At 60.1% G+C, this 23,131-nt stretch carries 17 protein-coding genes; 5 read left to right on the top strand and 12 right to left on the bottom strand.

Annotated elements, in window-relative coordinates; translation table 11 throughout:
- The first annotated feature begins 37 nt into the window (after positions 1-37).
- Together FHJ80_RS02410 and FHJ80_RS02405 are read left to right on the top strand one after the other, a co-directional pair.
- Positions 38-1,426 carry a YcjX family protein gene (locus FHJ80_RS02410; RefSeq protein WP_139525451.1) on the top strand — a complete coding sequence of 463 codons (1,389 nt, stop codon included), beginning with the start codon at positions 38-40 and terminating at the stop codon, positions 1,424-1,426.
- On the top strand, positions 1,423-2,460 hold the full coding sequence (locus tag FHJ80_RS02405) for a YcjF family protein (protein WP_139525450.1): 1,038 nt from the start codon (positions 1,423-1,425) through the stop codon (positions 2,458-2,460). Before FHJ80_RS02410 ends, FHJ80_RS02405 begins: the two co-directional genes overlap by 4 nt.
- Before the next feature lie 18 nt (positions 2,461-2,478).
- Here FHJ80_RS02405 and FHJ80_RS02400 read toward each other — a convergent pair whose 3' ends face one another.
- From FHJ80_RS02400 to FHJ80_RS02370, 7 genes are all read right to left on the bottom strand, one after another.
- Positions 2,479-3,600: an ABC transporter ATP-binding protein gene (locus FHJ80_RS02400; protein WP_139525449.1), complete on the bottom strand. Its 1,122-nt coding sequence runs from the start codon at positions 3,598-3,600 to the stop codon at positions 2,479-2,481.
- 175 nt (positions 3,601-3,775) lie between these two features.
- Positions 3,776-4,654 (bottom strand): carbohydrate ABC transporter permease, encoded by an 879-nt coding sequence (locus tag FHJ80_RS02395; RefSeq protein ID WP_139525448.1) that lies wholly within the window; start codon positions 4,652-4,654, stop codon positions 3,776-3,778.
- On the bottom strand, positions 4,647-5,561 hold the full coding sequence (locus tag FHJ80_RS02390) for a carbohydrate ABC transporter permease (protein WP_139525447.1): 915 nt from the start codon (positions 5,559-5,561) through the stop codon (positions 4,647-4,649). The genes FHJ80_RS02395 and FHJ80_RS02390 overlap by 8 nt, the downstream gene beginning before the upstream one ends.
- A gap of 98 nt (positions 5,562-5,659) precedes the next feature.
- A complete protein-coding gene (locus FHJ80_RS02385) occupies positions 5,660-6,934 on the bottom strand; it encodes an ABC transporter substrate-binding protein (protein ID WP_139525446.1) in 1,275 nt (424 codons plus the stop codon).
- A gap of 171 nt (positions 6,935-7,105) precedes the next feature.
- Complete coding sequence (locus tag FHJ80_RS02380) at positions 7,106-8,509, bottom strand: ATP-binding protein (protein WP_244993004.1); 1,404 nt, start codon at positions 8,507-8,509, stop codon at positions 7,106-7,108.
- A 74-nt stretch (positions 8,510-8,583) separates the two neighbouring features.
- Positions 8,584-9,309, bottom strand: a complete 726-nt coding sequence (locus FHJ80_RS02375; RefSeq protein WP_139525445.1) for a response regulator — start codon at positions 9,307-9,309, stop codon at positions 8,584-8,586.
- A 115-nt stretch (positions 9,310-9,424) separates the two neighbouring features.
- The gene (locus FHJ80_RS02370; RefSeq protein WP_139525444.1) at positions 9,425-10,222 is read right to left on the bottom strand and encodes a Cof-type HAD-IIB family hydrolase; all 798 of its coding nucleotides are present in this window, start codon (positions 10,220-10,222) and stop codon (positions 9,425-9,427) included.
- 180 nt (positions 10,223-10,402) lie between these two features.
- Between FHJ80_RS02370 and FHJ80_RS02365 the strand changes: the two genes are divergently transcribed.
- The 3 genes from FHJ80_RS02365 (at position 10,403) to FHJ80_RS02355 (ending at position 14,611) form a co-directional block, all read left to right on the top strand.
- Positions 10,403-12,343, top strand: a complete 1,941-nt coding sequence (locus FHJ80_RS02365; protein ID WP_139525670.1) for an exoribonuclease II — start codon at positions 10,403-10,405, stop codon at positions 12,341-12,343.
- Between the two features lie 134 nt (positions 12,344-12,477).
- Positions 12,478-13,596, top strand: coding sequence for a glycosyltransferase family 1 protein (locus FHJ80_RS02360; RefSeq protein WP_139525443.1), 1,119 nt, complete (start codon positions 12,478-12,480; stop codon positions 13,594-13,596).
- Entirely contained in the window at positions 13,574-14,611 is a 1,038-nt protein-coding gene (locus tag FHJ80_RS02355; protein ID WP_139525442.1) for a lysylphosphatidylglycerol synthase transmembrane domain-containing protein, read from the top strand. The genes FHJ80_RS02360 and FHJ80_RS02355 overlap by 23 nt, the downstream gene beginning before the upstream one ends.
- A 64-nt stretch (positions 14,612-14,675) precedes the next feature.
- Here the strand turns inward: FHJ80_RS02355 and sucD are convergent, their stop codons facing one another.
- The 5 genes from sucD to FHJ80_RS02330 form a co-directional block, all read right to left on the bottom strand.
- Positions 14,676-15,548, bottom strand: a complete 873-nt coding sequence (gene sucD / locus FHJ80_RS02350; RefSeq protein WP_044627828.1) for a succinate--CoA ligase subunit alpha — start codon at positions 15,546-15,548, stop codon at positions 14,676-14,678.
- On the bottom strand, positions 15,548-16,714 hold the full coding sequence (gene sucC / locus FHJ80_RS02345; protein ID WP_016914526.1) for an ADP-forming succinate--CoA ligase subunit beta: 1,167 nt from the start codon (positions 16,712-16,714) through the stop codon (positions 15,548-15,550). Before sucC ends, sucD begins: the two co-directional genes overlap by 1 nt.
- A 165-nt stretch (positions 16,715-16,879) precedes the next feature.
- On the bottom strand, positions 16,880-18,319 hold the full coding sequence (lpdA, locus tag FHJ80_RS02340; RefSeq protein ID WP_139525441.1) for a dihydrolipoyl dehydrogenase: 1,440 nt from the start codon (positions 18,317-18,319) through the stop codon (positions 16,880-16,882).
- A 112-nt stretch (positions 18,320-18,431) separates the two neighbouring features.
- On the bottom strand, positions 18,432-19,991 hold the full coding sequence (odhB, locus tag FHJ80_RS02335; RefSeq protein ID WP_139525440.1) for a 2-oxoglutarate dehydrogenase complex dihydrolipoyllysine-residue succinyltransferase: 1,560 nt from the start codon (positions 19,989-19,991) through the stop codon (positions 18,432-18,434).
- A gap of 38 nt (positions 19,992-20,029) precedes the next feature.
- The gene (locus FHJ80_RS02330; protein ID WP_139525439.1) at positions 20,030-22,864 is read right to left on the bottom strand and encodes a 2-oxoglutarate dehydrogenase E1 component; all 2,835 of its coding nucleotides are present in this window, start codon (positions 22,862-22,864) and stop codon (positions 20,030-20,032) included.
- Positions 22,865-23,131 lie beyond the last annotated feature (267 nt).

Below are 23,131 nucleotides of genomic sequence, written 5' to 3'. Positions count from 1 at the left end.
TCATTCGAACGCCCTACCCAACCAAGGAAGCGACAGGATGCGCCAGCCGCTGAGCCGCGAATTGAGCAACCTATTAGAGCGAGGCCGAGACCGGCAGCTGCGTCTGGCGGTGACGGGTCTGTCGCAAGCAGGAAAAACAGCCTTTTTGACCTCGCTAGTGAACCAACTGCGCCATGCAGGCGTAGAAGCACGATTAGACCTGTTATCGGTTGCCCGCGAAGGGCGATTGCTAGGCGCGCAGCGTTTGAATCAGCCTGACCTAGGGGTGCCGCGTTTCCCTTACGACCCCGGCATGGCCTCGCTGAGAGACACACCGCCGCGCTGGCCAGAGCCTACTCGGGGTATCAGCGAGCTTCGCTTGCAGCTGCGCTACCGCCCTGCCCAACAGGGCTGGTTCACGCCGGATATCGCTCACCTGACACTGGACCTGTTCGACTACCCTGGCGAATGGCTGCTGGATTTACCGCTGCTGCAGCACGACTTCTATAGTTGGAGCCAGAGCCAAGCCCAGCACGAAGGCCCCCATCGCCGAGCGCTGTTTAGCGAATGGTTGGCCGAAGCAGAGCAGCTAGACCCCACGGCGGAAGCCGATGAAGCGCAGCTCGCCACGCTGGCCGAGGCCTACGCATTGGGCCTACGGCGCGCCAAGCAGGCGGGCTTTTCTAACCTGCAGCCGGGGCGTTTTTTGCTGCCCGGCGAGCTGGATGGCGCACCGGTGCTGCAGTTCTTCCCACTGCCTGGATTAGATATTCCCAAAGAAACCCTCGACGCGCTGCCCGAGTCGAGCCTCTACGCCACCCTGGCGGCGCGTTTTCGCTACTATCAGCAGCAGGTGGTTCGCCCCTTCTACCGCGACCACTTCCGCCGCTTTGACCGCCAGATTGTGCTGGTGGACGTGCTGGGCGCGCTCAATGCCGGGCCGGAGCGCTTCGAGGATCTTTCCCGCGCGCTGCAACAGCTGATGAAGAGCTTTGATTACGGCAAGCGCAGCCTGCTGACCCGGCTGTTCGCTCCCAAAATTGACCGCCTCGCCATTGCCGCCACCAAAGCGGACCATGTGACACCCGACCAACACACCCAAGTGGTGCAGCTGTTAGAAGCGCTGCTGGCGGAGCCATTGAAAGACTTACGCTTTGCAGATATCCCGGTGAAAGCGCTGTCGTTGGCGGCCATTCGCGCCACCGAGGCCCGCGAAGTGCTGCATGATGGCAAGCGAACACCAGCGCTGAAAGGCACCACGTTAGAAGGCGAAGACGTGCTGGTGTACCCCGGCGATGTGCCCAGCCGCCTGCCCAAAGCCGATTTTTGGCAGCAGCAAGGGTTTGATTTCCCCAGCTTCCGCCCGATGCCCGCCGATAGCGAGGCACTGCCCCACATCCGTATGGACGCCGCGATTGACTGGCTGATTGGAGACAAACTGACATGAGCAACCCTCAGCCCCGCCGCGACTTCCACACCGAAGCGCCGCCCGAACCTACCCCGGAAACCCTGCGCCAGCACGAACGCTTTTCGGCGACTGAATCGCACCAGCCGCTAGCGACCCAAGCCGAACTCAAAGCACTGCCGGAAGAGACCCTAGGCGCGCCCCGCAAGCGCCGCTGGGGGCTGATGTTCGCCTTGGCAGGCGGAGCCACACTCGGCACGGTAGAGCTGGCAACCGGCATTCCTGACGCGCTGTCCCAGTCCCAGTGGATGACGATGGCGTGGCAGCTGTTTGGGATTAGCCTGATTGGCTTGGGCGGTGTATCGCTTCTCAAGGAGCTGGGCCGTTTGCGGCGCTTAAAGCGACACGACCAGTTACGGGCCAACCTAGCCGAGCTTCCCCAGCGTTCCAGCCAGCAGGCCCAGGCGATGGCCGTTCAATTGAAACAGCAGCTCGCGCTGAGCAACGATGATCCTCACTGGCTGGCCTTCCAGCGGGCGTGCCAGCCGCACCACAGCGGGGAAGAGATTCAAACCCTGCTGCGCTACCACCTGCTGGCCCCCCGTGACCGGGAAGCTCAGCGGTTGATTACCCGGATGTCGGGGGAAACCGCCATCATGGTGGCGGTTTCCCCGCTGACCCTGGTGGACATGACGCTGGTGGCGTGGCGCAGCCTGGCCATGGTGGATCGGCTGAGCCGTCTGTACGGGCTGGAGCTTGGCTACGCCAGCCGCCTGCGGCTATTTCGCCACGTGCTGCACAACATGGCCTTTGCAGGCGCCAGCGAACTGGCCACCGATGCCAGCATGGACATGCTCTCGCTGGACTTGGCAGGCCGCCTTTCGGCGCGAGCCGGCCAGGGCTTGGCGACCGGGTTGCTGAGCGCCCGCCTGGGGCTGCGTGCCCAGCGGCTGTGCCGCCCGGTGGCCTTTACGCCAGAGGAGCAGCCCAAATTAGCCGACCTTCGCCAAGACCTCTGGCGGCAGATCAAGCGGCTCGACAAAGAGCCCGCCCCCGCCGCGCGTCACCGCGATTAATACCACTCACCCAGCGGCTCACGCCAGCCGCTGCTCGGTTTCAGCATCGAACAGCACCGCTCGGGACATATCGACCCTCAGCGCCAAGCGCTCCCCGGGTGATACCTCACATTTGGGCCCGACCCGCGCGGTAATCTCCTGCTCACCCAGCGGCAGGCGCAGCAGAATATCGGCACCGGTCGGTTCCACCACGCTCACCTTGGCGTCCAACAGCGTACCTTCGGCTTGCTCGCTGAGGCGCAGGTCCTCTTCGCTAAAGTGCTCGGGCCGTAGACCCAGAATCACCGGCTTGTCGAGCTGCTCTACCAAGCCTGCCGTGTGTCGGGCCGTTGGCCAGGGCAGCAGCAGGTCGGCTTCGTCGGGGGTGGCAATGCGCAGTGCATAGCCATCGCCGTCGGCTTCCAGCGTGGCGCGGATGAAGTTCATCGACGGCGAGCCCATAAAGCCCGCCACGAACATATCCACCGGATTGTTGTAGACCTCATCGGGGCTGCCCAACTGCAGAATATGCCCGTCACGCATCACCGCGATACAGTCTGCCAGGGTCATGGCTTCTACTTGATCGTGGGTAACGTAAACGATAGTGGTGCCCAGGCGCTGGTGGAGCTTTTTGATCTCGGTGCGCATATCCACGCGCAGCTTGGCGTCCAGGTTCGAGAGCGGCTCGTCAAAAAGATAGACTTTGGGCTCCCGCGCCAGGGCGCGCCCCATGGCGACCCGCTGGCGCTGGCCGCCGGAGAGCTGGGCGGGCTTGCGCTCTAACAGGTGGGAAATCTGCAGCAGATCGGCCACCCGCTCCACGGCGGCTTCCCGCTCGGCCTTGGGTACTTTGCGCATCTCTAAGCCGAAGCTGATGTTTTGGCGCACGGTCATACTGGGGTACAGGGCGTAGGACTGGAACACCATGGCGATATCGCGCTCGGCGGGGGTCCGCCAGGTGACGTCTTCGCCGTCGATATAAATATTGCCGCTGGTGACCGGCTCAAGGCCTGCAATGGCATTCATCAGTGTGGATTTACCACAGCCGGATGGCCCCACCAGAATCAAAAACTCGCCGGAATCGATGGAGATACTGACATCTTTCAGCACCCGCTCGCTGCCAAACTCTTTGCGTACGTTGTGTATCTCTAACGCTGCCATGATGAAAATCCTGTTCTAAGGGGCTGGCAAGAAGCGCCTTGGCACCGGTCAGATCACCCCTTGGCGGGGGCGCTGTAAACCCTTCCCTGGGCGCTACTTTCGCCGTCCTGGCGAAAGACCCCCGCTACGGGGTGATGCTGACCTCTACCTGCGACTGCCATGCACCTAGTTGTTATTAGCCCTTAACTGAGCCTGCCGTGAGCCCGCGTACGAAGTATTTACCCGCCAGCACGTACACCACCAGGGTGGGCAGTGCGGCAATCATGGCGGCGGCCATATCGACGTTGTATTCGCGCACGCCGGTGGAGGTGTTCACCAGATTATTGAGCGCCACGGTAACCGGCTGGGTGTCGTGTGCCGAGAACGCCACGCCGAATAGGAAGTCGTTCCAGATCTGGGTGAATTGCCAAATCACCGACACCACGATAATGGGCGCCGACACTGGCAGCAGGATGCGCCAGAAAATACGGAAGAACCCGGCACCGTCCAGCTTGGCCGCCGACACCAGCTCGTTGGGAATGCCCACGTAGAAGTTGCGGAAAAATAGCGTGGTGAAGGCGATACCAAACACCACGTGCACCAGAATCAGCCCCGCTCGCGAGCTGGAAAGCCCCAGCCATCCCAAGGTTTGTGCCATGGGCAGCAGCACCACCTGAAACGGAATGAAGCAGCCAAACAGCATCAGCGCGAAGACCAACTCGGAGCCTTTGAAGCGCCACTTTGTCAGCGCATAGCCGTTCAGCGCACCCACGGCGGTGGAGATCAGCACCGCAGGAATGACGATGGCAAAGGAGTTCCAAAAATAACCACCCACGCCGTCGCAGCGCATACCGGTGCAGGCTTCACCCCAGGCTTTTGCCCAGGGGGCCAGCGTCGGATTTTGCGGTAACGACAGCAGCGACCCGGCGCTGATTTCGCTCAGCGGTTTAATGGAGGTCATCAGCATGACCACCAACGGCAGCACGTAGAACAGCGCGGCGATGACCAGGACCGCGTACAGCACGCCACGCCACAACTTGGCCGCAGGCGTTTGGCGACGAATCACATTAGCCATGTTTGCGGCTCCTTAATTCGGAGTAGAGGTAAGGAATCAGGATGGCCAGTACCCCACCGAGCATCAGCATGGCACTGGCCGACCCTAGCCCGATCTGCGCCCGGTTGAACGCATGGGTATACATGAACGTGGCCGGCAGGTCCGTTGCATAGCCCGGCCCGCCGCCGGTGAGCGCGACGACCAAGTCAAAACTCTTGATGGCAATGTGGGCCAGAATCATCACCGCGCTGAACACCACCGGGCGCAGGCAGGGCATGACCACCCGCCAGTAAATGCGCGGCAGGCTCGCGCCATCGAGCTGGGCGGCTTTGATAATGCTATCGTCGATACCGCGCAGCCCGGCGAGAAAGAGCGCCATCACGAAGCCAGAGGCCTGCCAAACGGCGGCAATCACCAAGGTGTAGATCGCCATATCCGGATCGACGATCCAGTCGAACTCGAACGACTCGAAGCCCCAGCTGCGCACCATGGCCTGAATGCCTAGCTGCGGGTTCAGCAGCCACTTCCACACGACCCCCGTAACAATGAACGACAGCGCCATGGGGTAGAGATACACCGTGCGTAGCGCGCCCTCCTGACGAATCTTTTGATCCAACAGCATCGCCAGCAGTGCCCCCAGCACTAAGCAGATCACGATAAACAGCGTGCCAAAGATCATCAGATTGGTAGACGCCACCCACCAGCGCTCGTTGGCCATCAGCCGCGCATACTGGCCAAACCCGACAAAATCGTAGCTGGGCAGCATACGCGAGCTGGTGAGTGATAAGACAAAGGTCCACAGCATAAAGCCGTAAACAAAAAACAGAGACACCGCCACCGAGGGTGCCAGCACTAGCCTTGGCAGCCAGGCCTGCAGCCGACCAGAGGCCGTTGGCCGCAACGCGGTGTGCGTTGGGGTTTCGCTCATGGGGAATTCCTCGCCAGTCAACCGCTAGCGCCGCCGTTGCGGCGGCGCTGGTTGCGTACGTTCAGCGCTTACTTGCGCTATTGCCAATGGTGCCGCGCTTAGAACGAGGCAGCTTCTGCGGCGCTGACCAGTCGCTGGGCCGCTTCTTCGGCGGGCATATCGGCGTCGTTGAAGTAGTTGGTCACGACGTCGAAGATGGCTCCCTGAACGTCGGCACGTACGGCCATACCGTGAGCCATACTGGGCACTAATCCGCCTTCATCGGCAGTGCTCTGGAAATCGGCCATTGACTGCTGGGCGCAGCTATCGAACTCGCTCATATCCAGATCGGGCCGTGCGGGAATGGAGCCTTTGGCAAGGTTGAAGGCTTCCTGGAAGGTGGGTTCAAGCACCAAACGCGCCAGCGTGTGCTGGGCTTCACGCTCGGCATCATCGGACACGCGGAACATCGCCAGGCTGTCGATGTTGAAGGTAAAGGCGCCTTCGGTGCCCGGAGCGGCGGCGCACAGGTAGTCGTCACCGGCGGTCATGCCTGCAGCGGTGAACTCCCCCTTCGCCCAGTCACCCATCAACTGGAAACCGGCCACGCCCTCGATCACCATCGCGGTGGCAATGTTCCAATCGCGGCCCGGCATGCCTTCGTCCATCAGCTCGCGCAGGCGTTTGAAATCTTCCAGTGCGGCGACCATCTGCTCGCCTCCCAGGGCTTCTGGGTCTAGCTCCACCAGCGCCTGCTGATAGAACTCGGTGCCTTGACTACCTAACACCACGCTTTCAAATACGGTGGCGTCCTGCCAGGACTGGCCACCGTGGGCGAGCGGCACAAAGCCCGCTTCACGAATCGCTTCCCCGGCGGCAAACAGCTCGTCGAGGGTGGTGGGCATTTCTACGCCAGCGGCTTCCAGCACGTCTGGGTTGGCCCACAGCCAGTTAACCCGGTGTACGTTTGCGGGCACGGCTACGTACTGGCCGTCATAACGCATAATATCGGCCACAATTTCTGGTAACAGGTCGTTCCAGCCTTCGGCATCCGCCACTTCATTTAAGTCACCTAGCAGGCCAAGCTCGCCCCACTCCTGAATTTCCGGGCCTTTAATTTGCGCGGCGGAGGGTGGGTTACCTGACATGGCACGGGATTTGAGCACTGTCATGGCGGTTTCACCGCCACCGCCGGCCACCGCAAAGTCCTGCCAGCCGTAACCTTCGGCTTCGAGTAGCTCTTTGAGAACGTTGGCCGCGCGGGCTTCACCACCGGACGTCCACCAGTGCAGCACTTCGACCTCATTGGCCTGCGCGGTGCTTGCCAGGGCCGTACCGGCGGCAAGGGCCAGCGCGAGGGCGGATTTTTTGAAGACGGGTAACAAATGACGCATGAGTTGCTCCTGCTGTTGTTTTTATAGGGATAACGATGATGGGTAAACGGCGAGAGCGCCGTTTTTATCGCGGTTATCGCGCCGCACTTCGTGGTGAGGCGGCTCATCGCAGAGTACGTCACCTGCGCCCACAACGGGAGTTACCGAGTCCTGCATAGTGTTAGCGATTTATTACAAGTCTGTAACGCTGGTTTGGCGAGGCAGCGTAAGCGTGGCCAGCAGGCCGCCTACGGGGTGATTAGCAAGGGTAATATCGCCCCCATGGGCACGGGCGATATGCCGGGCAATGCCTAGCCCCAAGCCGCTTCCACCGGTGTGGCGGCTTCTGGACACCTCCAGGCGTACAAAGGGTGAAAACACGCGGCCAAGCTGATCCTTAGGGATGCCAGGGCCACTGTCGTGAATATGTAGGCGCACCACGCCCGACTGCTCTTCCAGCGTTACCCTCGTCCGCTGGCCGTAAAACACCGCATTTTCTAACAGGTTCGCCAGGCAGCGCTTCATCGCCAGCGGCTTGACCGTGAGTAACGCCACCTGCCCGGCCACCTGCACGTCGCCCCCCTGCAAGCGCAGCGCCTCGGCCAGTTCAATCGTGAGCGCGTAGAGATCCGTTGGCTGCGGCTCTTCATGCAGGTCTAACCCCTTGACCGAGGCCAGCGCGCCTTTGACCAGCTTGGACAGCTCGTCCAGCGAGGCGCAGAAGCGCTCACGCTGTATTGGGTCATCGAGCATTTCAGCCCGTAAGCGCATTCGAGTAATCGGCGTTTTCAAGTCGTGGGAGATCGCTGAGAAGAGCCTCTCGCGCTCCTCCACCTGCTCGCGAATACGCCGCTGCATACGATTGAACGCCACGGCGGTAGCTGCTACTTCCTTGGGACCACTCTCTTTCAGCGGCGGGCTATCCAGGTCGTCGCCGAGCTGACGCGCCGCCCGAGAAAGTCTAGCCAGCGGTCTCGTGACGCTGGTAATACCCAATAACGACAGCGCCAGCACGGTGAGCAGCACGACGATGCCCGCCAGCAGCCGCTCTTCCGAGAGCCAGCGGTAGCCGCTGAAGATATCCGGGACGCCCAGCAGCGTGGCCACATAGAGCCAAGTATCCGGGGCCAACTCCAACTGCACCACCAGAATCGGCGGCGATAGCGGCTCCATCAACAGGCTATGCTGGCCCCAACGGGGCGGCAGATCGTGGAGCAGCACTTCGTTATTGAATACCCGCAGCGTTTCCGGGCGGGAAAACTCCACCACCACATCGTCAATCGAGAGCTGCTGAGTCAGAATGGTGCGAACGTTATTCACCACCACTGTTTTTTCCGGACCGTTGCCGATGTCCACTACGGGGATACGCCGCTCGTTCACACTGACAAAAAAACGCGTGCCGCCCATGCTACGCAGCTGATCCAGCACGATATGCCGATAGTCCACCGGCAGCGAACGGAAAAATTTCATGGTGGAGGCAATGCTAAACGCCATATTGCTGGAGAGCTCATCGAGCTGTTCAAGCTGGCTGGCGCGCACTTGAGAGGTCCAGATGGTATAGCTGGCCACCTGAGCGGCCAGCACCCCAGCAATCATGATGATGACAAAGCGCCCGCGCAGGCTGCCGGGCAGCCAGCGTGAACGTCGTTTCAGCCAACGTCGCCACGCCCTCACGACGTTGGTTCTACCCTGGCCGTGAGCACGTAGCCCGCCCCGCGTACGGTACGAATCAACTGTGAATGCTGGGCATCCTCACCTAGCCGCTGGCGTAGCCGACAGACGTGCACATCAATCGAACGATCCAGCGGCGGCGCATCACGGCCTCGGGTCAAGGTATAGAGATCATCGCGAGTGATCACCTGGGCGGGACGCTCCAAGAACACCTGAAGCAGCTGAAAATCTGCCCCCGACAGCGCGGTGCGCTCGCCGTTGTGACCGACCAGTTCCCGCGTCATGCGGTCGAGTTGCCACTCACCAAAGCGTACCCAGCGCGCTTCATGAAGGGCGGCCGCCGAGGCAGCCGTGCGCGTGCGGCGCAGTACCGCTTTGATACGCGCCAGCAGCTCACGAGGGTTGAAGGGTTTGCCGATATAGTCGTCGGCCCCTAATTCCAGCCCCAAGATGCGGTCGGTATCGTCGGCGCTGGCGGTGAGCATGATGATCGGCGTGTCGCTGGTTTTGCGCAGCTCCCGGCAAATGGTGAAGCCGTCATCCCCCGGCATCATCACATCGACGATCAGCAAATCGGGTGTTCGCTCGGCAAGCTGTGAGTAAAGCGTGTTCGCGTCTTCGGCGGTCCGCACGTGGTAACCGTGTCGCCCCAGGTAATCCGCCAGTAGCTCGCGGATTTCCGGATCATCGTCGACCACCATCAAGGTCGCAGGTGTGGTAGTCATCGTAGAAAGGGCCCCTAGGTTATTATCGTTTTAGGGGCTAGATGATGGTGGAGCGTATCGCCTACCGCAAGCGGCTCTCGACTAAGGTGGCAGAGTGATAATGGCAGCAAAAATGCTAAAGCCCAAAGCGCTGCTTCAGGAACGACGCCACCGCCGCTTCGCCGTGGTGGCCGATGCGCTGGGCTCTTGGCACGCGATCGAACAGCGCCGGATGGGCGTTGGCCATCACCTGGGCTTCACCTGCCAAGGTAAGCATTTCAGTGTCGTTGAGGTTATCTCCGAAGGCTAAGCAGTCGGCGGCGGTGAGCCCCAGCGACTCCAGTAGCGCCGCCAATGCCACGCCTTTGTTGACCCCGCCCGCCATGATCTCTAACGAGTCCACCGTGGAGTAGGTAATGTGCAGCCCATCGCCGTGGGCGGCCTGGGCCTGAGCTTCCAGCTCTGCTAGCGCTTCCGGGTCGCCTAAATAGAGCACTTTACCCACGCCGTTGGCGTCCATCTGATCGGGCGGCACGACCTCATAGCGAAAGCCCGTTGAGGCATGTAATGACAGCAGATGTGGCGCGTGGGCATCCACATGCCAGCCTACCTCGCGGTAAAGACTGAGACGCACTTGGGGTGGCCGGGGTAATTGAATCAGCGTGCGGGCATGAGCCGGATCGAGATGGGACGCGCTGACCAAGCTATCCGCGGGATCATGGGTGTACGCCCCATTAGTACTGATCAGGTGGGCAGGGACGCCCAATTCGTCACGGAATACGCGCATATCGTGGTAATGGCGGCCGGAGGCCAGCGCCAGATGGTGCCCCTGCTGTACCAGCCTACGCAGCACCTCGACGGTGCTGTCATGTAACCGGTGGTCGCTGCCCAGCAGCGTACCGTCCAGGTCGGAAACGATCAGGCGTGGGGTCATAAGCGCGCTCCTTGTACGTTAGTCGCCTTAGCGGTCGATCTACTCAGCTTAACCGATTCAGCCAAGCGTAAGTAAGCCATTGACCTGTCGTGCCCACCGCCACTTCCCCCAGGGCAACGATTGGCGCGGCCAGTGGGAATCCGTATAGTGGCACCCTACTCTCGCCAACTGATCGAACACATGCTTCAAAACAACTCCCTGCTTGCCCAGCTCAAGCAACAGATCCGTGAAACGACTCCTCGCGCCGAAGGGGTGATCAAAGCTACCGAAAAAGGCTTTGGGTTTCTTGAAACCGACAGCGGCGACTCCTATTTCGTGCCACCTCCCGCCATGAAGCAGGTACTGCACGGTGATCGCGTGGAAGCCGTCATACACGAAAACGGCGATAAGAAGTCGGTCGAGCCGGAAAAGCTCATCGAAGCCGGTTTGGACCGCTTCGTGGCACGTGTGCAAAAACGCGACGGCCGCCTGGCGGTGGTGCCGGACCACCCTTCGATTCGCAACGTGTTGAAAGCACGTATAAAAAACAGCCTCGACGAAAATAGCATTGGCGATGGCGACTGGGTCGTGGCGCGCTTGGTACGCCACCCACTAAAAGAGAACGACCGCGGCTTCTTCTCCCAGATCGATGAGTTGGTGGCCAAAGCCGACGACCCTGCCGTACCTTGGCGCGTGACGCTTGCTCGCCACGCGCTGGAACAAGAGTGCCCGGATGCTGGCAGCGATTGGCCGCTACGCGACGAGGGACTGACGCGGGAAGACCTCACCGCACAGCCCTTCTTTACCATCGACGGCGAAAAGACGCGAGACATGGACGATGCCCTATATGTGGTGGCCCGTCCCGAAGGCGGCTGGCAGTTGAGCGTGGCCATTGCCGACCCCACCGCCTATGTGGAAGAGGGCCACGCCGCCGATCTGGAAGCGCGCACTCGCGCATTTACCGTCTACCTGCCGGGCCAGAACGTCACCATGCTGCCCGAGCAGTTGGCGGACGACTTGTGCTCGCTGTGGGAAGGCCAAGAGCGCCCAGCCCTTGCCTGCACGCTGACCATTCATGCCGACGGCAGCCTGGGCGACTACCGCTTCTTCGCGGCCAACGTGACGTCCCATGCGAAGCTGGTGTACGAGCGCGTCTCCGACTGGATCGAAGGCCAGGGCGACTGGGCACCGGCCGAGGAGATTGCCGAGCAGCTGAAGGCGCTGCAGGCCTTGACGGAAGCTCGCACTGCATGGCGTAACGAGCACGCACTGGTCTTCAAAGATCGTCCTGATTACGTCTTCGATCTGGATGAAGCGGGCAACGTGCTGGGCATTCGCACCGAAGACCGTCGCATTGCCAACCGCATGATCGAAGAGTCGATGATTGCCGCCAACGCCTGCTGCGCGGACTTCCTGGCCAGCCATATCGGCCACGGCATCTTCAACGTCCACCGCGCTTTCGAGCCGGAAAAAGCCGAAGCGGCCCAAGAGTTCCTCGCCACTCAGGAAATCGTCGTCGATCAACAGGCCTTGACCGAACTGGCTCACTATAAGGAACTCAAGCGTGCGCTTGAGAGCCGCGACGACGCTTGGCTGGATGCGCGCCTGCGCCGTTTCCAGGGCTTCACCAGCATGTCGGCCCAGCCTGGCCCGCATTTTGGGCTGGGGCTGCCCGCCTACGCCACCTGGACCTCGCCGATTCGTAAGTACGGCGATATGGTCAACCACCGCTTGATCAAGCGTGTGCTCAAGGGCGAGCAGGCTCCGGCAGAAGCCAGCCAGCAGCTCACCGAGCAGCTCACCGAGCGCCGCCGTCTGAATCGTATGGCTGAACGCGACGTAAAAGATTGGCTTTACGTGCGCTACCTGACCCCGGCGGCGCAGAATCAGGACACCTTCGACGCCGAAATCATGGCGATCAACCGTGGCGGTATGCGGGTTCGTCTGATAGAAAACGGCGCGACGGCGTTCGTGCCCGCCCCCTTGATGCACAGTGACCGCGATAAAGTGGTCATCGATGACAAAGAGGGCCGCATTCAGATCGAGGGCGAGGAGCGCTTCAAGCTGGGCGATAGCCTGCGTGTCTCACTGACCGAAGCTCGCGAAGAGACACGATCGCTGGTCGCCAAACCTGCTGCCTAAACGCAGCCAACACGTGTTCGCGCCACGGCTTTGCCGTGGCGTTTTTATTTCTGCTGCACGGTGACGTTGTCGCAGAACTGACTTATTTCTACCCTAAGGTAATTCGATGACACTCATGTGGCTCGGAGGTTACCTTGCACATCGCCGATGTGACCATGTTCCACGCCCCGGCAAGTGGCGGCGTTCGCACCTACTTACAGGCTAAACATCGCGTGCTTTCGCGCAGCCCCAACCTGCGAACCAGCCTGCTGGTGCCGGGGGCCGAACGCGATAGTTTGGGCGACCACCATACGCTGTCGGCGCTGCACCTGCCGCTTGGGCAGGGTTATCGATTTCCGCTGCGCCGCCGTCCTTGGCGAGAAGCCTTGGTAGACCTCTCACCCACGTTGATCGAAGCAGGTGATCCGTATGTGACCGCCTGGGCCGCGCTAGAGGCTGGCCAGCGGCTAGGTGTGCCAGTGGTGGGTTTCTACCACTCCGACTTACCTAACTTAATGGGGGACCGTTTTGGACGACACGTCCACCAACGGCTGGTTCGCTACGTGGTAGATCTGTACCAGCGCTTCGATAGCGTACTCGCCCCCTGCCACGCCATGGCCAACCGTCTCACCGAGTGGGGCGTACCCAACGTACGCGTGCAGTCGTTAGGGGTCGATTTAGTGCAGTTCCACCCTTCAAGGCGCGACCCTGGCTTCCGTGCAGCCATGGGTGTACCTGACGATAAGAAACTACTGATATTCGTCGGTCGCTTCTCGCGAGAAAAGAACATCGACGTTTTACTCGCCACCATGCGAGCGCTGGGCAGCGACTATCATCTGCTACTAATGGGGCCGGGCATGCCAACGCAGGTGCCCAGCAATGTCACGGTGGTGAACCGCTGCTGCGGCAGCCATGAAGTGGCAAGGGCGCTGGCCAGTAGCGATGCGTTACTGCATGCCGGCACCCGCGAAACCTTTGGGCTAGTGGCTCAGGAAGCAATGGCCAGCGGCCTGCCAGTCATTGGTGCGCGGGCGGGTGCGCTGATCGAGAACGTACCGCTGGGCGCGGGCGTGCTCTGCCAGCCGCTGGACCCAGATGCCATGGCTGACGCCTGCGCAGCACTATTTAGCAACGACATCGCCGCGAGCGGTCGCTATGCACGCCACTATGTCGAGCGACAGTTCAGTTGGGATAGTGTGATTGGCTCGCTGCTGACGCACTACATCGACCTATGCGGACTCGAACAGCCCGATGCCCGTGCCGTCCGCCGCTAACGCCCAACGGCTGCTACGTTTTCGTCCGCTACACGGTGTGTTGCTGCTCGCTGCCCTGGTGGCACCGCTGGTGCTCACCTCACTGGCCGGGGGCAGCCGAGCGTTCGACCATGTGGCGCAATTCCCCATTGGCTTGCTGGTTCTGATGATCGCCATGGCGGCGCTGTGCTGGAACTTGAACGCCGCCCGCCTGCGCCTGATGCTGAACGGCCGCGCCGGCCAGCTTGGCCAGCGCGGCGCGCTGGGCATCGAGCTGGCGGCGAAGTGCGCGCTCTGCGCCACGCCTGGCGGCAGCGGCGGTCCGGCCACCCTGCTGTTACTGCTTGCCCAGCGGGGATTTTCGCCCTCGAAAGGCACGGCGGTCTTTCTCATCGACCAGGGCTGTGACCTGCTGTTCTTCCTCGTGATGCTGAGCGGCTTGGTGGCGATGTCGGTAGTCGGTGATGCCCAGTGGCCGCACCAGGGCCTGGTACAGCTTTCATTGCTGGGATTGGCGCTGCTAGCCGTAGGCGTCTCGCTGATCATGGGATATTTACCCAAGCTGCTACGGTCGCGTCGTCAGTGGCTGGCTTGGCTACGCCCAAGCCGACGGCGCTGGCTGGTCAGGCGACTGTTACGCTGCCGCCATGCGTTGCGTATGACATTAGCGCTCCCCAAGGGCACGCTGGCAGCAATGCTGGCGCTGACAGCCCTGCACTGGCTACTGCGCTACAGCTTGCTTTACCTTGCAGTGATTGGCATCGGCGGGCATGCCGACTGGCTGTGGACGTTTTTGACTCAGATGCTGGCCATGGCCGCCAGCCAGTTCAGCTTTCTGCCTGGCGGCGCGGGAGCGGCTGAAGTGGGGGTGGGAAGCTTGCTGCTGCCTTTGATGAGCAGGGAGCAGGCCGCTGCCGCCGTTCTGGTTTGGCGGCTGATTAGCTACCACCTTTACCTCGCCGCCGGCGCGCCGCTGCTACTGTTCTACAGCGCCCGTCTGCTGCGTCAGCGCAAGCCGCCCCACCGCTTTCCTTGACCCCCACGAACGCAAAAAGGGCACCCGAGGGTGCCCTTTTCAGCGTCATGAAAAAGTGCGCAGCTTACCAGCCGGTGACTTCTTTCAACGCATCGCCAATTTGCGCCAAAGAACGAACGGTTTTGACACCGGCGTCTTCCAGAGCCGCAAATTTTTCATCGGCAGTCCCTTTACCACCAGAGATGATGGCGCCCGCGTGGCCCATACGCTTGCCAGGAGGTGCCGTCACACCGGCAATGTAGGAAACCACCGGCTTCGACACGTTGGCTTTGATGTAAGCCGCGGCTTCTTCTTCGGCGGTGCCGCCGATTTCGCCGATCATCACGATTGCTTCGGTTTTCGGGTCTTTCTCGAACATCTCCAGGATGTCGATGAAGTTAGAACCCGGAATCGGGTCGCCGCCGATACCGACACAGGTAGACTGACCAAAACCGTGGTCAGTGGTCTGCTTAACGGCTTCATAGGTCAGGGTACCAGAGCGAGACACGATACCGACGCGGCCTGGCTGATGGATGTGACCCGGCATGATACCGATTTTGCATTCACCGGGAGTGATCACACCCGGGCAGTTCGGGCCGATCAGGCGTACGCCCAGCTCGTCGCATTTGACTTTTGCGTCGAGCATGTCGAGGGTCGCGATGCCTTCGGTGATGCACACGATCAGCTTGATGCCAGCATTCGCAGCTTCAAGGATCGAGTCTTTGCAGAACGGTGCCGGTACGTAGATCACGCTGGCCTCTGCACCGGTTTTCTCGACCGCTTCTTTCACGGTGTTGAAAACGGGCAGGCCCAGGTGCGTCTGGCCGCCTTTGCCCGGCGTGACACCACCGACCATCTGCGTGCCATAGGCAATCGCCTGCTCGGAGTGGAACGTGCCCTGGCCACCGGTGAAACCTTGGCAGATGACCTTGGTGTTCTTATCGATCAGGATGCTCATTACTTGCCCTCCGCTGCTTTGACAACCTGCTGAGCCGCGTCGGTCAGACTGGTAGCAGCGATGATGTTCAGACCGCTAGACGCCAGTTTCTCAGCGCCCAATTCAGCGTTGTTACCTTCCAGACGAACGACCACCGGGACGTTGACGCCCACTTGCTCGACGGCACCGATGATGCCTTCCGCAATCATGTCGCAACGAACGATACCGCCGAAGATGTTCACCAGAACGGCTTTGACGTTGTCGTCAGACAGGATGATCTTGAACGCTTCTGCAACGCGCTCTTTGGTCGCGCCGCCGCCAACGTCCAGGAAGTTAGCGGGCTTGCCGCCACTCAGGTTGACGATATCCATGGTGCCCATGGCCAGGCCTGCGCCGTTGACCATGCAACCGATGTTACCGTCGAGGGCAACATAGTTCAGCTCCCACTTCGCCGCGTCGGCTTCACGCTGATCTTCCTGGGAAGGATCGCGCATGGCCTGCAGGTCTGGATGACGGTACAGGGCGTTGCTGTCGAGCCCCAGTTTGGCATCCAAGCAGTGCAGGTTGCCTTCGTCAGTGATGACCAGCGGGTTGATCTCGAGCAGTGCCAGATCTTTGTCGTGGAACAGCTTGGAGAGACCCAGGAAGATCTTGGTGAACTGTTTCACCTGATCGCCTTCGAGACCCAACGCAAAGGCCAGTTCACGCGCTTGGTAGGGCTGTGCGCCAACCAGCGGATCGATTTCTGCTTTGAGGATCTTCTCAGGCGTCTCTTCAGCAACGGTTTCGATCTCGACACCGCCTTCGGTGGAAGCCATGAACACGACGCGACGAGTGGTACGGTCAACGACCGCGCCCAGGTAGAGCTCGTCGGCGATGTTGGTGCAGGTCTCTACCAGAATCTTGGCAACCGGCTGACCTTTTTCGTCAGTCTGGTAAGTCACTAGGTTCTTGCCCAGCCACTGCTCGGCGAAGGTTTTGGCTTCTGCCGGGTCTTTGATCAGCTTGACGCCGCCCGCTTTACCGCGGCCGCCAGCGTGAACCTGGGCTTTGACAACCCACATGTCGCCGCCGATTTTTTTACACGCTTCTACAGCTTCTTCGGGAGTGTCCACGGCAAAGCCTTTGGACACTGGCAGACCATAATCGGCAAACAGCTGCTTGCCTTGATACTCGTGAAGGTTCATCGATTCATGCCATTGGTTGCATGTGACTCGAACGATGATCAGCTGGCGTGACAGTGTATCTGTACCGCCCTGACCATCCCCGTACTTTCAGTGGCCAGCACATTACCGCGCGGGGCTGAAAGTGTTGCGCCACCTGACGGTGGCGCTTGGTTGTTGCTTAGCGAATTACTTGCGCTTCTTACGGTTCGCCATATGAATCGCATGGCCTTCTACCGCAAGAGCAGCTTCGTGCACGGCTTCCGACATGGTCGGGTGCGCGTAGCAGGTCAGCGCGAGGTCTTCGGCGCTAGAGCCGAATTCCATCGCAATCACGCCTTGAGCGATCATTTCGCCGGCGTGCTGACCGACGATGTGCATACCGAGAATACGGTCGGTTTCCGCATCGGCAATGATCTTGGCGCTACCTTCGGTGGCATTGTTCGCCATGGCACGGCCGCTGGCGGCGAATGGGAAGCTGCCGGTTTTGACCTCAATGCCTTTGGCCTTGGCATCTTGCTCGGTCATACCGACCCACGCCACTTCCGGGAAGGTGTAGATCACGTTCGGGATGGTGTCGTAGTTCATCTCGGCTTTGTGGCCAGCGATGATGTCCGCCACCATAATGCCCTCTTCGGACGCTTTGTGCGCCAGCATCGGGCCGCGTACACAGTCGCCGATGGCGTAAACGCCCGGCACGTTGGTACGGCACTGGTCGTCGACGAAGATGAAACCACGCTCGTCCAGCTCGACGCTCACGCCATCGGCAATCACGCCTTTGGTGTAGGGGCGACGGCCAACGCAAACGATCAGCTTGTCGAAGGTCATCTCTTGTTCGCCGTTGGCATCGGTGTACTTGACGACGACTTCGTCACCGTTCGCTTCCGAACCGGTCACACGGGCACCCAATTTGATGTCCAGCCCCTGCTTCTTGAGCAGTTTCTGGGTCTCTTTGGCAATCGCGGTGTCGACCATCGGCAGGAAGGAGTCCATCGCTTCCAGCACGGTGACTTCAGAACCCAGACGGTTCCATACGCTGCCCAGCTCCAGGCCGATGACGCCCGCGCCAATGACGCCAAGACGCTTCGGCGTTTCCTGGAACTCCAGGGCGCCGGTGGAATCGACGATTAGGCCTTCGGTCAGCGGGGTCGGCGGGATTTCCACCGGCACGGAGCCTGCCGCGATGACGATGTTATCGGCGTCGTACGTCGTGGTATTGCCGTCGAGGTCGGTGACTTCGACTTGCTTGCCAGAGATGACTTTACCGGTACCTTCGATGGCCGTAACACCATTGGCTTTGAACAGGCCAGAGATGCCGCCGGTCAAGTTCTTAACGATCTTGTCCTTGCGCGCCATCATCTTCTTGACGTCCATGGTCACGTCGCCGGCTTCGATACCCATGTCGTCGAAATCGTGCTTGGCTTCGACGAACTTGTGCGAGGCTTCAAGCAGCGCTTTGGACGGGATACAACCGACATTCAAGCAGGTACCGCCGTGAACGACGTTACCTTCTTTACCGATCCATTTTTCAACACAGGCGGCTTTCAGACCCAGCTGCGCAGCGCGGATAGCCGCTACGTAGCCACCAGGGCCTGCACCAATAACGATCACGTCAAACTTGTCAGCCATGTTGGCTCCTTTAGCTTGGTGGCCTCCTCCCGGGTGGATGACAGCGGGTAGGAGGCTGTGTGCGATTAACTCAGCGTGCTCAACACTAGCGAAGGCGGATCAGCGCGCTTCGTTATACGTCCAGCAGCAGACGAGCCGGGTCTTCCAGCAGCTCTTTAATCGTAACCAGGAATTGTACCGCGTCTTTGCCGTCGATCATGCGGTGGTCGTAAGAGAGTGCCAGATACATCATCGGGCGAATTTCGACCTTACCGTTCACCGCCATCGGGCGTTCCTGGATCTTGTGCATCCCCAGGATAGCGGTTTGCGGCGGGTTGATGATCGGGGTCGACATCAGCGAGCCAAAGATACCACCATTAGTGATGGTGAAGGTGCCGCCGATCATGTCGTCCATGCCCAGCTTGCCATCACGACCACGCTTACCGAAGTCGACGATGGTGCGTTCGACGTCGGCAATTTTCATGCTGTCGGTATCACGCAGTACTGGCACCACCAGGCCACGGTCGGTAGACACCGCCACACCGATATCCTGATAGCCGTGATAGACGATCTCGTCACCGTCAATGGACGCATTGACATCCGGGAAGCGCTTGAGAGCTTCCGAGGCGGCTTTCACGAAGAAGCCCATGAAGCCAAGCTTGGTGTCATGCATCTTCAGGAAAGTATCTTTGTACTGCGCGCGCAGGTTCATGACCGCGCCCATGTCCACTTCGTTGTAAGTGGTCAGCATCGCCGCCGTCTGCTGGGCTTCGACCAAGCGTTTGGCAATGGTCTTGCGCAGGCGCGTCATCGGCACACGTTTTTCGACGCGATCACCTTCGACTGCCGGGGCCGCCGCGGCTTTCTTCGGCGCCGAGGACTTGGTCGCTTTCTTTGCCGAGCCCTCTTTGACGGCTTTCTGAACGTCTTCTTTCAGAATACGACCGCCTTTGCCGGTACCTTCGATCTTGGACACGTCCAGATCGTGCTCGGCCACCATTTTACGTGCCGCCGGTGCCAGGATCTTGTCGCCGACTTTCTCGTCAGCGCCGTCGTCGTCGCTGCCGGACTTGTCTTCGGTGCTCGGTGTGCTGGCTTCGTCGCTGCCACCGCCTTCGACGAAGGTCGCCAGAATCGCTTCCGACTCTACCTGACTGCCCTCTTCGGCCTTGATCTCTTGCAGCGCACCGTCGGCCGGTGCCACGACTTCGAGTACGACCTTGTCGGTTTCGATGTCGGCGAGTACTTCGTCACGCTTGACCGCTTCGCCAACTTTTTTGTGCCACGTGGCAACGGTGCCTTCCTGGATCGATTCAGGGAAGCTGGGGGCTTTTACATCGTGCTTTTTACCGCCGCCAGCAGGCTTAGACTCTGCTTTTGATTCGGTTTTTTCAGCGCTGCTATCGCTAGAAGCGCTCTCTTTAGAAGAGCTATCTTCTTTGCTGGCAGACGCGTTGCCTTCGCCAATTTTGCCCAATACTTGCTCAGACTCAACGGTATCGCCCTCTTCGGCCATGACGTCGGTCAGGGTACCCGCTTCCGGTGCGACGACTTCGAGCACCACTTTGTCGGTTTCGATTTCAACAATCAGCTCGTCGCGTTCGACGCTGTCACCCGGCTTTTTATGCCACGCGGCCACAGTGCCCTCGGCAACGGATTCCGGAAAGGTTGGCGCTTTGATCTCAGTAGCCATGTCGTTTCCCTTATGTGTTCTCTAAACCCGGTGGGCGCTTATAGGTTAAAAGCGTCTTCCACCAGCTGGCGCTGCTGTTCAGTGTGGACGGACATATAGCCCGCTGCCGGAGCAGCCGAGGCAGGACGCCCTGCGAATTTCAACTCACGTCCAAGGCCATCTTTCAACATATCGGCCACGGTGCGCATGTGGTGCTGACTGGAGTACCAGGCGCCTTGGTTCAGCGGCTCTTCCTGACACCATACGATGTCTTCCACATTGGCATACGCCTGGAGCACTTCCAGAAGCTCTTCTTTCGGGAAGGGATAGAGCTGCTCTAGACGAATGATCGCCGTGTCGTCACGCTCGTTTTCAGCGCGCCAGTTGGCCAGATCGTAGTAGACCTTGCCTGCGCACATAATGACGCGGGTGACGTTGTTGGCGTCGAGATTCGCTTGATCCGGCAGTACCATGTGGAACTTGCCGTGAGCGAGATCTTCCAAGCTCGACACTGCTTCTTTGTGGCGCAGCAGCGACTTAGGCGACATGACCACTAGCGGCTTGCGCAGCGGACGAATCACTTGGCGGCGCAACAGGTGGAAAATCTGCGCGGGCGTCGTCGGTACGCACACCTGCATGTTGTGCTCGGCGCACAGCTGCAAGAAGCGCTCTAGACGGGCAGAAGAGTGCTCGGGCCCTTGGCCTTCATAGCCATGAGGCAGCAGCATGGTCAAGCCGCACAGGCGACCCCACTTGGTCTCACCGGAAGAGATGAACTGGTCGACCACCACTTGAGCGCCGTTGAAGAAGTCACCGAACTGCGCTTCCCAAATGACCAAGTCATTCGGGGCGGTGGTCGAGTAACCGTATTCGAATGCCAGCACGGCTTCTTCCGACAGGAAGGAGTCGTGGATGGTAAAGCGCGGCTGACCATCGGCCATATTCTGCAGCGGTACATAGGTCGACCCGTCTTTCTGGTTGTGCACGACCGCGTGACGGTGGGAGAACGTCCCACGACCCACATCCTGCCCGGTGATGCGGATAGGATGACCTTGGTCGAGCAACGTGGCGTACGCCAGCGTTTCGGCAAACCCCCAGTTGAGCCCCATGCCGCCCGCCTGCATTTTACGGCGGTCTTCGTAGATTTTGGCGACCTGGCGCTGAACGTCGACACCGTCCGGTATTTCACACATCTTCGCCGCTAGCTGCTGAAGACGCTTCATATCGAAGGTGGTGTCGGCGTCACCGGTCCACTCGTGGCCAAGGTAAGGCGCCCAATCCACGAACAGTGAAGTATTGGGCTCTTGGACCAGCGCATTGGCAACATGATTACCTGCGACAAGGTCATCACGGTAGGTTTCTACCATGGCCTTGGCATCGTCTTCAGTGATGACGCCCTGCTCGACCAAACGCTGCGCGTAAAGCGTACGTGAGGAAGCGTGGTCTTTAATCTTGGCGTACATCATTGGCTGCGTGCCTGACGGCTCGTCTGCCTCGTTGTGACCACGGCGACGGTAGCACACCAGATCGATCACGACGTCTTTCTTGAACTGTTGACGATAATCCAGCGCTACTTGTGTCGCGTGAATCACGGCATCAGGGTCGTCGCCGTTGACATGGAAGATCGGCGCCTGAACCATTTTGGCAATGTCAGTACAGTATTCCGTAGAGCGCGCGTCCAAGGGGTTCGAGGTGGTGAAGCCCACTTGGTTATTGATGACGATGTGCACCGTGCCGCCCGTCTTGTAAGCACGGGTCTGAGACATCTGGAATGTCTCCATCACCACGCCCTGACCGGCGAATGCAGCATCACCATGGACGTTGATGGGCAGTACTTTGCTGCCTTCGTCATCGTTACGACGATCCTGGCGAGCGCGTACAGACCCTTCGACGACCGGCGCAACGATCTCCAGGTGCGACGGGTTGAACGACATGGCGAGGTGGACTTCCCCACCCGGTGACATGACGTTCGAGCTAAAGCCCTGATGATATTTGACGTCGCCGGAGCCACGCTCGATGACTTTCTTGCCATCGAACTCGTCGATCAAATCCGCTGGGTTTTTACCCAAGATATTGACCAGCAGGTTCAAGCGACCACGGTGGGCCATGCCGATGACGACTTCTTTGGTGCCGTAACCACCGGCGCGCTGAATCAGCTCGTCCATCATCGGTACGAACGACTCACCACCCTCCAGACCGAAGCGTTTGGTGCCCGGGTACTTGGACGCTAGGTAGTTTTCTAATCCTTCCGCTGCGGTCAACCGCTCCAGCACGTGCTTGCGCACGTCATCGCTGAACTTGGGTGCGCTGCGTACCGATTCGAACCGACGCTGTAGCCAGCGCTTCTCTTCGGTATCGACGATGTGCATGATCTCGCAACCGATGGAGCGACAGTAGGTCTGCTCCAGCGCGTCGACGATGTCACGCAGCGGCGCTTTATCGATACCCAGGAAAAACGAGCCGGTTTGAAACTCGGTGTCGAGATCAGCTTTGGAGAGCTGGTGGAACGACAGGTCGAGGTCGGGAACGGGGGTGGGATTACGCAGCCCAAGCGGGTCGATATTGGCCTTCTGATGGCCACGGAAGCGATACGCGTTGATCAGCTGCAGGACTTTGACCTGCTTCTTGTTCTCACCGCTGTCGGAGGCGGCAGCTACCCGGCCCGGGCGGCTTTCACGGCCCAGTTGGTAGAACTGATCACGAATGGGGCTTAGTGGAACATCGTGGGAGGCACTGCCCTCAGGACGCGGCAGCTGATCAAAATAGCTGCGCCACTCGTCTGAGACAGAATCAGGATCGGCGAGGTACTGCTCGTAAAGCGCTTCCACGTAGTGGACATTGCCACCACTAACGTGAGAGGAACGCCACATCAACTCCATTATGCCTTGTTGCATCTCTCGGTCACCCTGCACTGATGGGGTGGTATCGGCATCGCTGCATGCATGCAACGACATCGCTATTGCCCTGCCGGCGGGGCGGGACGTTTGCCGGCGGCGCCGACCGGAGGCCGGAAGCCCTTGTTCATACACGTGGTTAAGACCACGTAGTTGCGACGCGTTTCTCATTCAGTTCATGCTCAAAAGCCGGTACTTAAAGCACCGGCTTTTAAACTTGGCTGACCACGGTGCGACGCGTCGCCGCACCGTGACGGCCCCTATGAT

The organism is Halomonas sp. BL6 (genome assembly GCF_006228115.1).
GTDB lineage: Bacteria > Pseudomonadota > Gammaproteobacteria > Pseudomonadales > Halomonadaceae > Vreelandella > Vreelandella piezotolerans.
Note: the sequence above shows the minus strand (reverse complement) of the source record. Positions and strands in the feature narration are given on the sequence as shown.

What these genes read in the sequence shown, in the direction of transcription:
- FHJ80_RS02375 (WP_139525445.1), bottom strand. Translation starts at nt 9,309, where the DNA reads ATGACTACCACACCTGCGACCTTGATGGTGGTCGACGATGATCCGGAA.
- FHJ80_RS02410 (WP_139525451.1), top strand. Translation starts at nt 38, where the DNA reads ATGCGCCAGCCGCTGAGCCGCGAATTGAGCAACCTATTAGAGCGAGGC.
- FHJ80_RS02385 (WP_139525446.1), bottom strand. Translation starts at nt 6,934, where the DNA reads ATGCGTCATTTGTTACCCGTCTTCAAAAAATCCGCCCTCGCGCTGGCC.
- sucD (WP_044627828.1), bottom strand. Translation starts at nt 15,548, where the DNA reads ATGAGCATCCTGATCGATAAGAACACCAAGGTCATCTGCCAAGGTTTC.
- FHJ80_RS02380 (WP_244993004.1), bottom strand. Translation starts at nt 8,509, where the DNA reads ATGATTGCTGGGGTGCTGGCCGCTCAGGTGGCCAGCTATACCATCTGG.
- FHJ80_RS02405 (WP_139525450.1), top strand. Translation starts at nt 1,423, where the DNA reads ATGAGCAACCCTCAGCCCCGCCGCGACTTCCACACCGAAGCGCCGCCC.
- odhB (WP_139525440.1), bottom strand. Translation starts at nt 19,991, where the DNA reads ATGGCTACTGAGATCAAAGCGCCAACCTTTCCGGAATCCGTTGCCGAG.
- FHJ80_RS02355 (WP_139525442.1), top strand. Translation starts at nt 13,574, where the DNA reads ATGCCCGTGCCGTCCGCCGCTAACGCCCAACGGCTGCTACGTTTTCGT.
- FHJ80_RS02365 (WP_139525670.1), top strand. Translation starts at nt 10,403, where the DNA reads ATGCTTCAAAACAACTCCCTGCTTGCCCAGCTCAAGCAACAGATCCGT.
- FHJ80_RS02370 (WP_139525444.1), bottom strand. Translation starts at nt 10,222, where the DNA reads ATGACCCCACGCCTGATCGTTTCCGACCTGGACGGTACGCTGCTGGGC.
- FHJ80_RS02390 (WP_139525447.1), bottom strand. Translation starts at nt 5,561, where the DNA reads ATGAGCGAAACCCCAACGCACACCGCGTTGCGGCCAACGGCCTCTGGT.
- sucC (WP_016914526.1), bottom strand. Translation starts at nt 16,714, where the DNA reads ATGAACCTTCACGAGTATCAAGGCAAGCAGCTGTTTGCCGATTATGGT.
- FHJ80_RS02395 (WP_139525448.1), bottom strand. Translation starts at nt 4,654, where the DNA reads ATGGCTAATGTGATTCGTCGCCAAACGCCTGCGGCCAAGTTGTGGCGT.
- FHJ80_RS02330 (WP_139525439.1), bottom strand. Translation starts at nt 22,864, where the DNA reads ATGCAACAAGGCATAATGGAGTTGATGTGGCGTTCCTCTCACGTTAGT.
- FHJ80_RS02400 (WP_139525449.1), bottom strand. Translation starts at nt 3,600, where the DNA reads ATGGCAGCGTTAGAGATACACAACGTACGCAAAGAGTTTGGCAGCGAG.
- lpdA (WP_139525441.1), bottom strand. Translation starts at nt 18,319, where the DNA reads ATGGCTGACAAGTTTGACGTGATCGTTATTGGTGCAGGCCCTGGTGGC.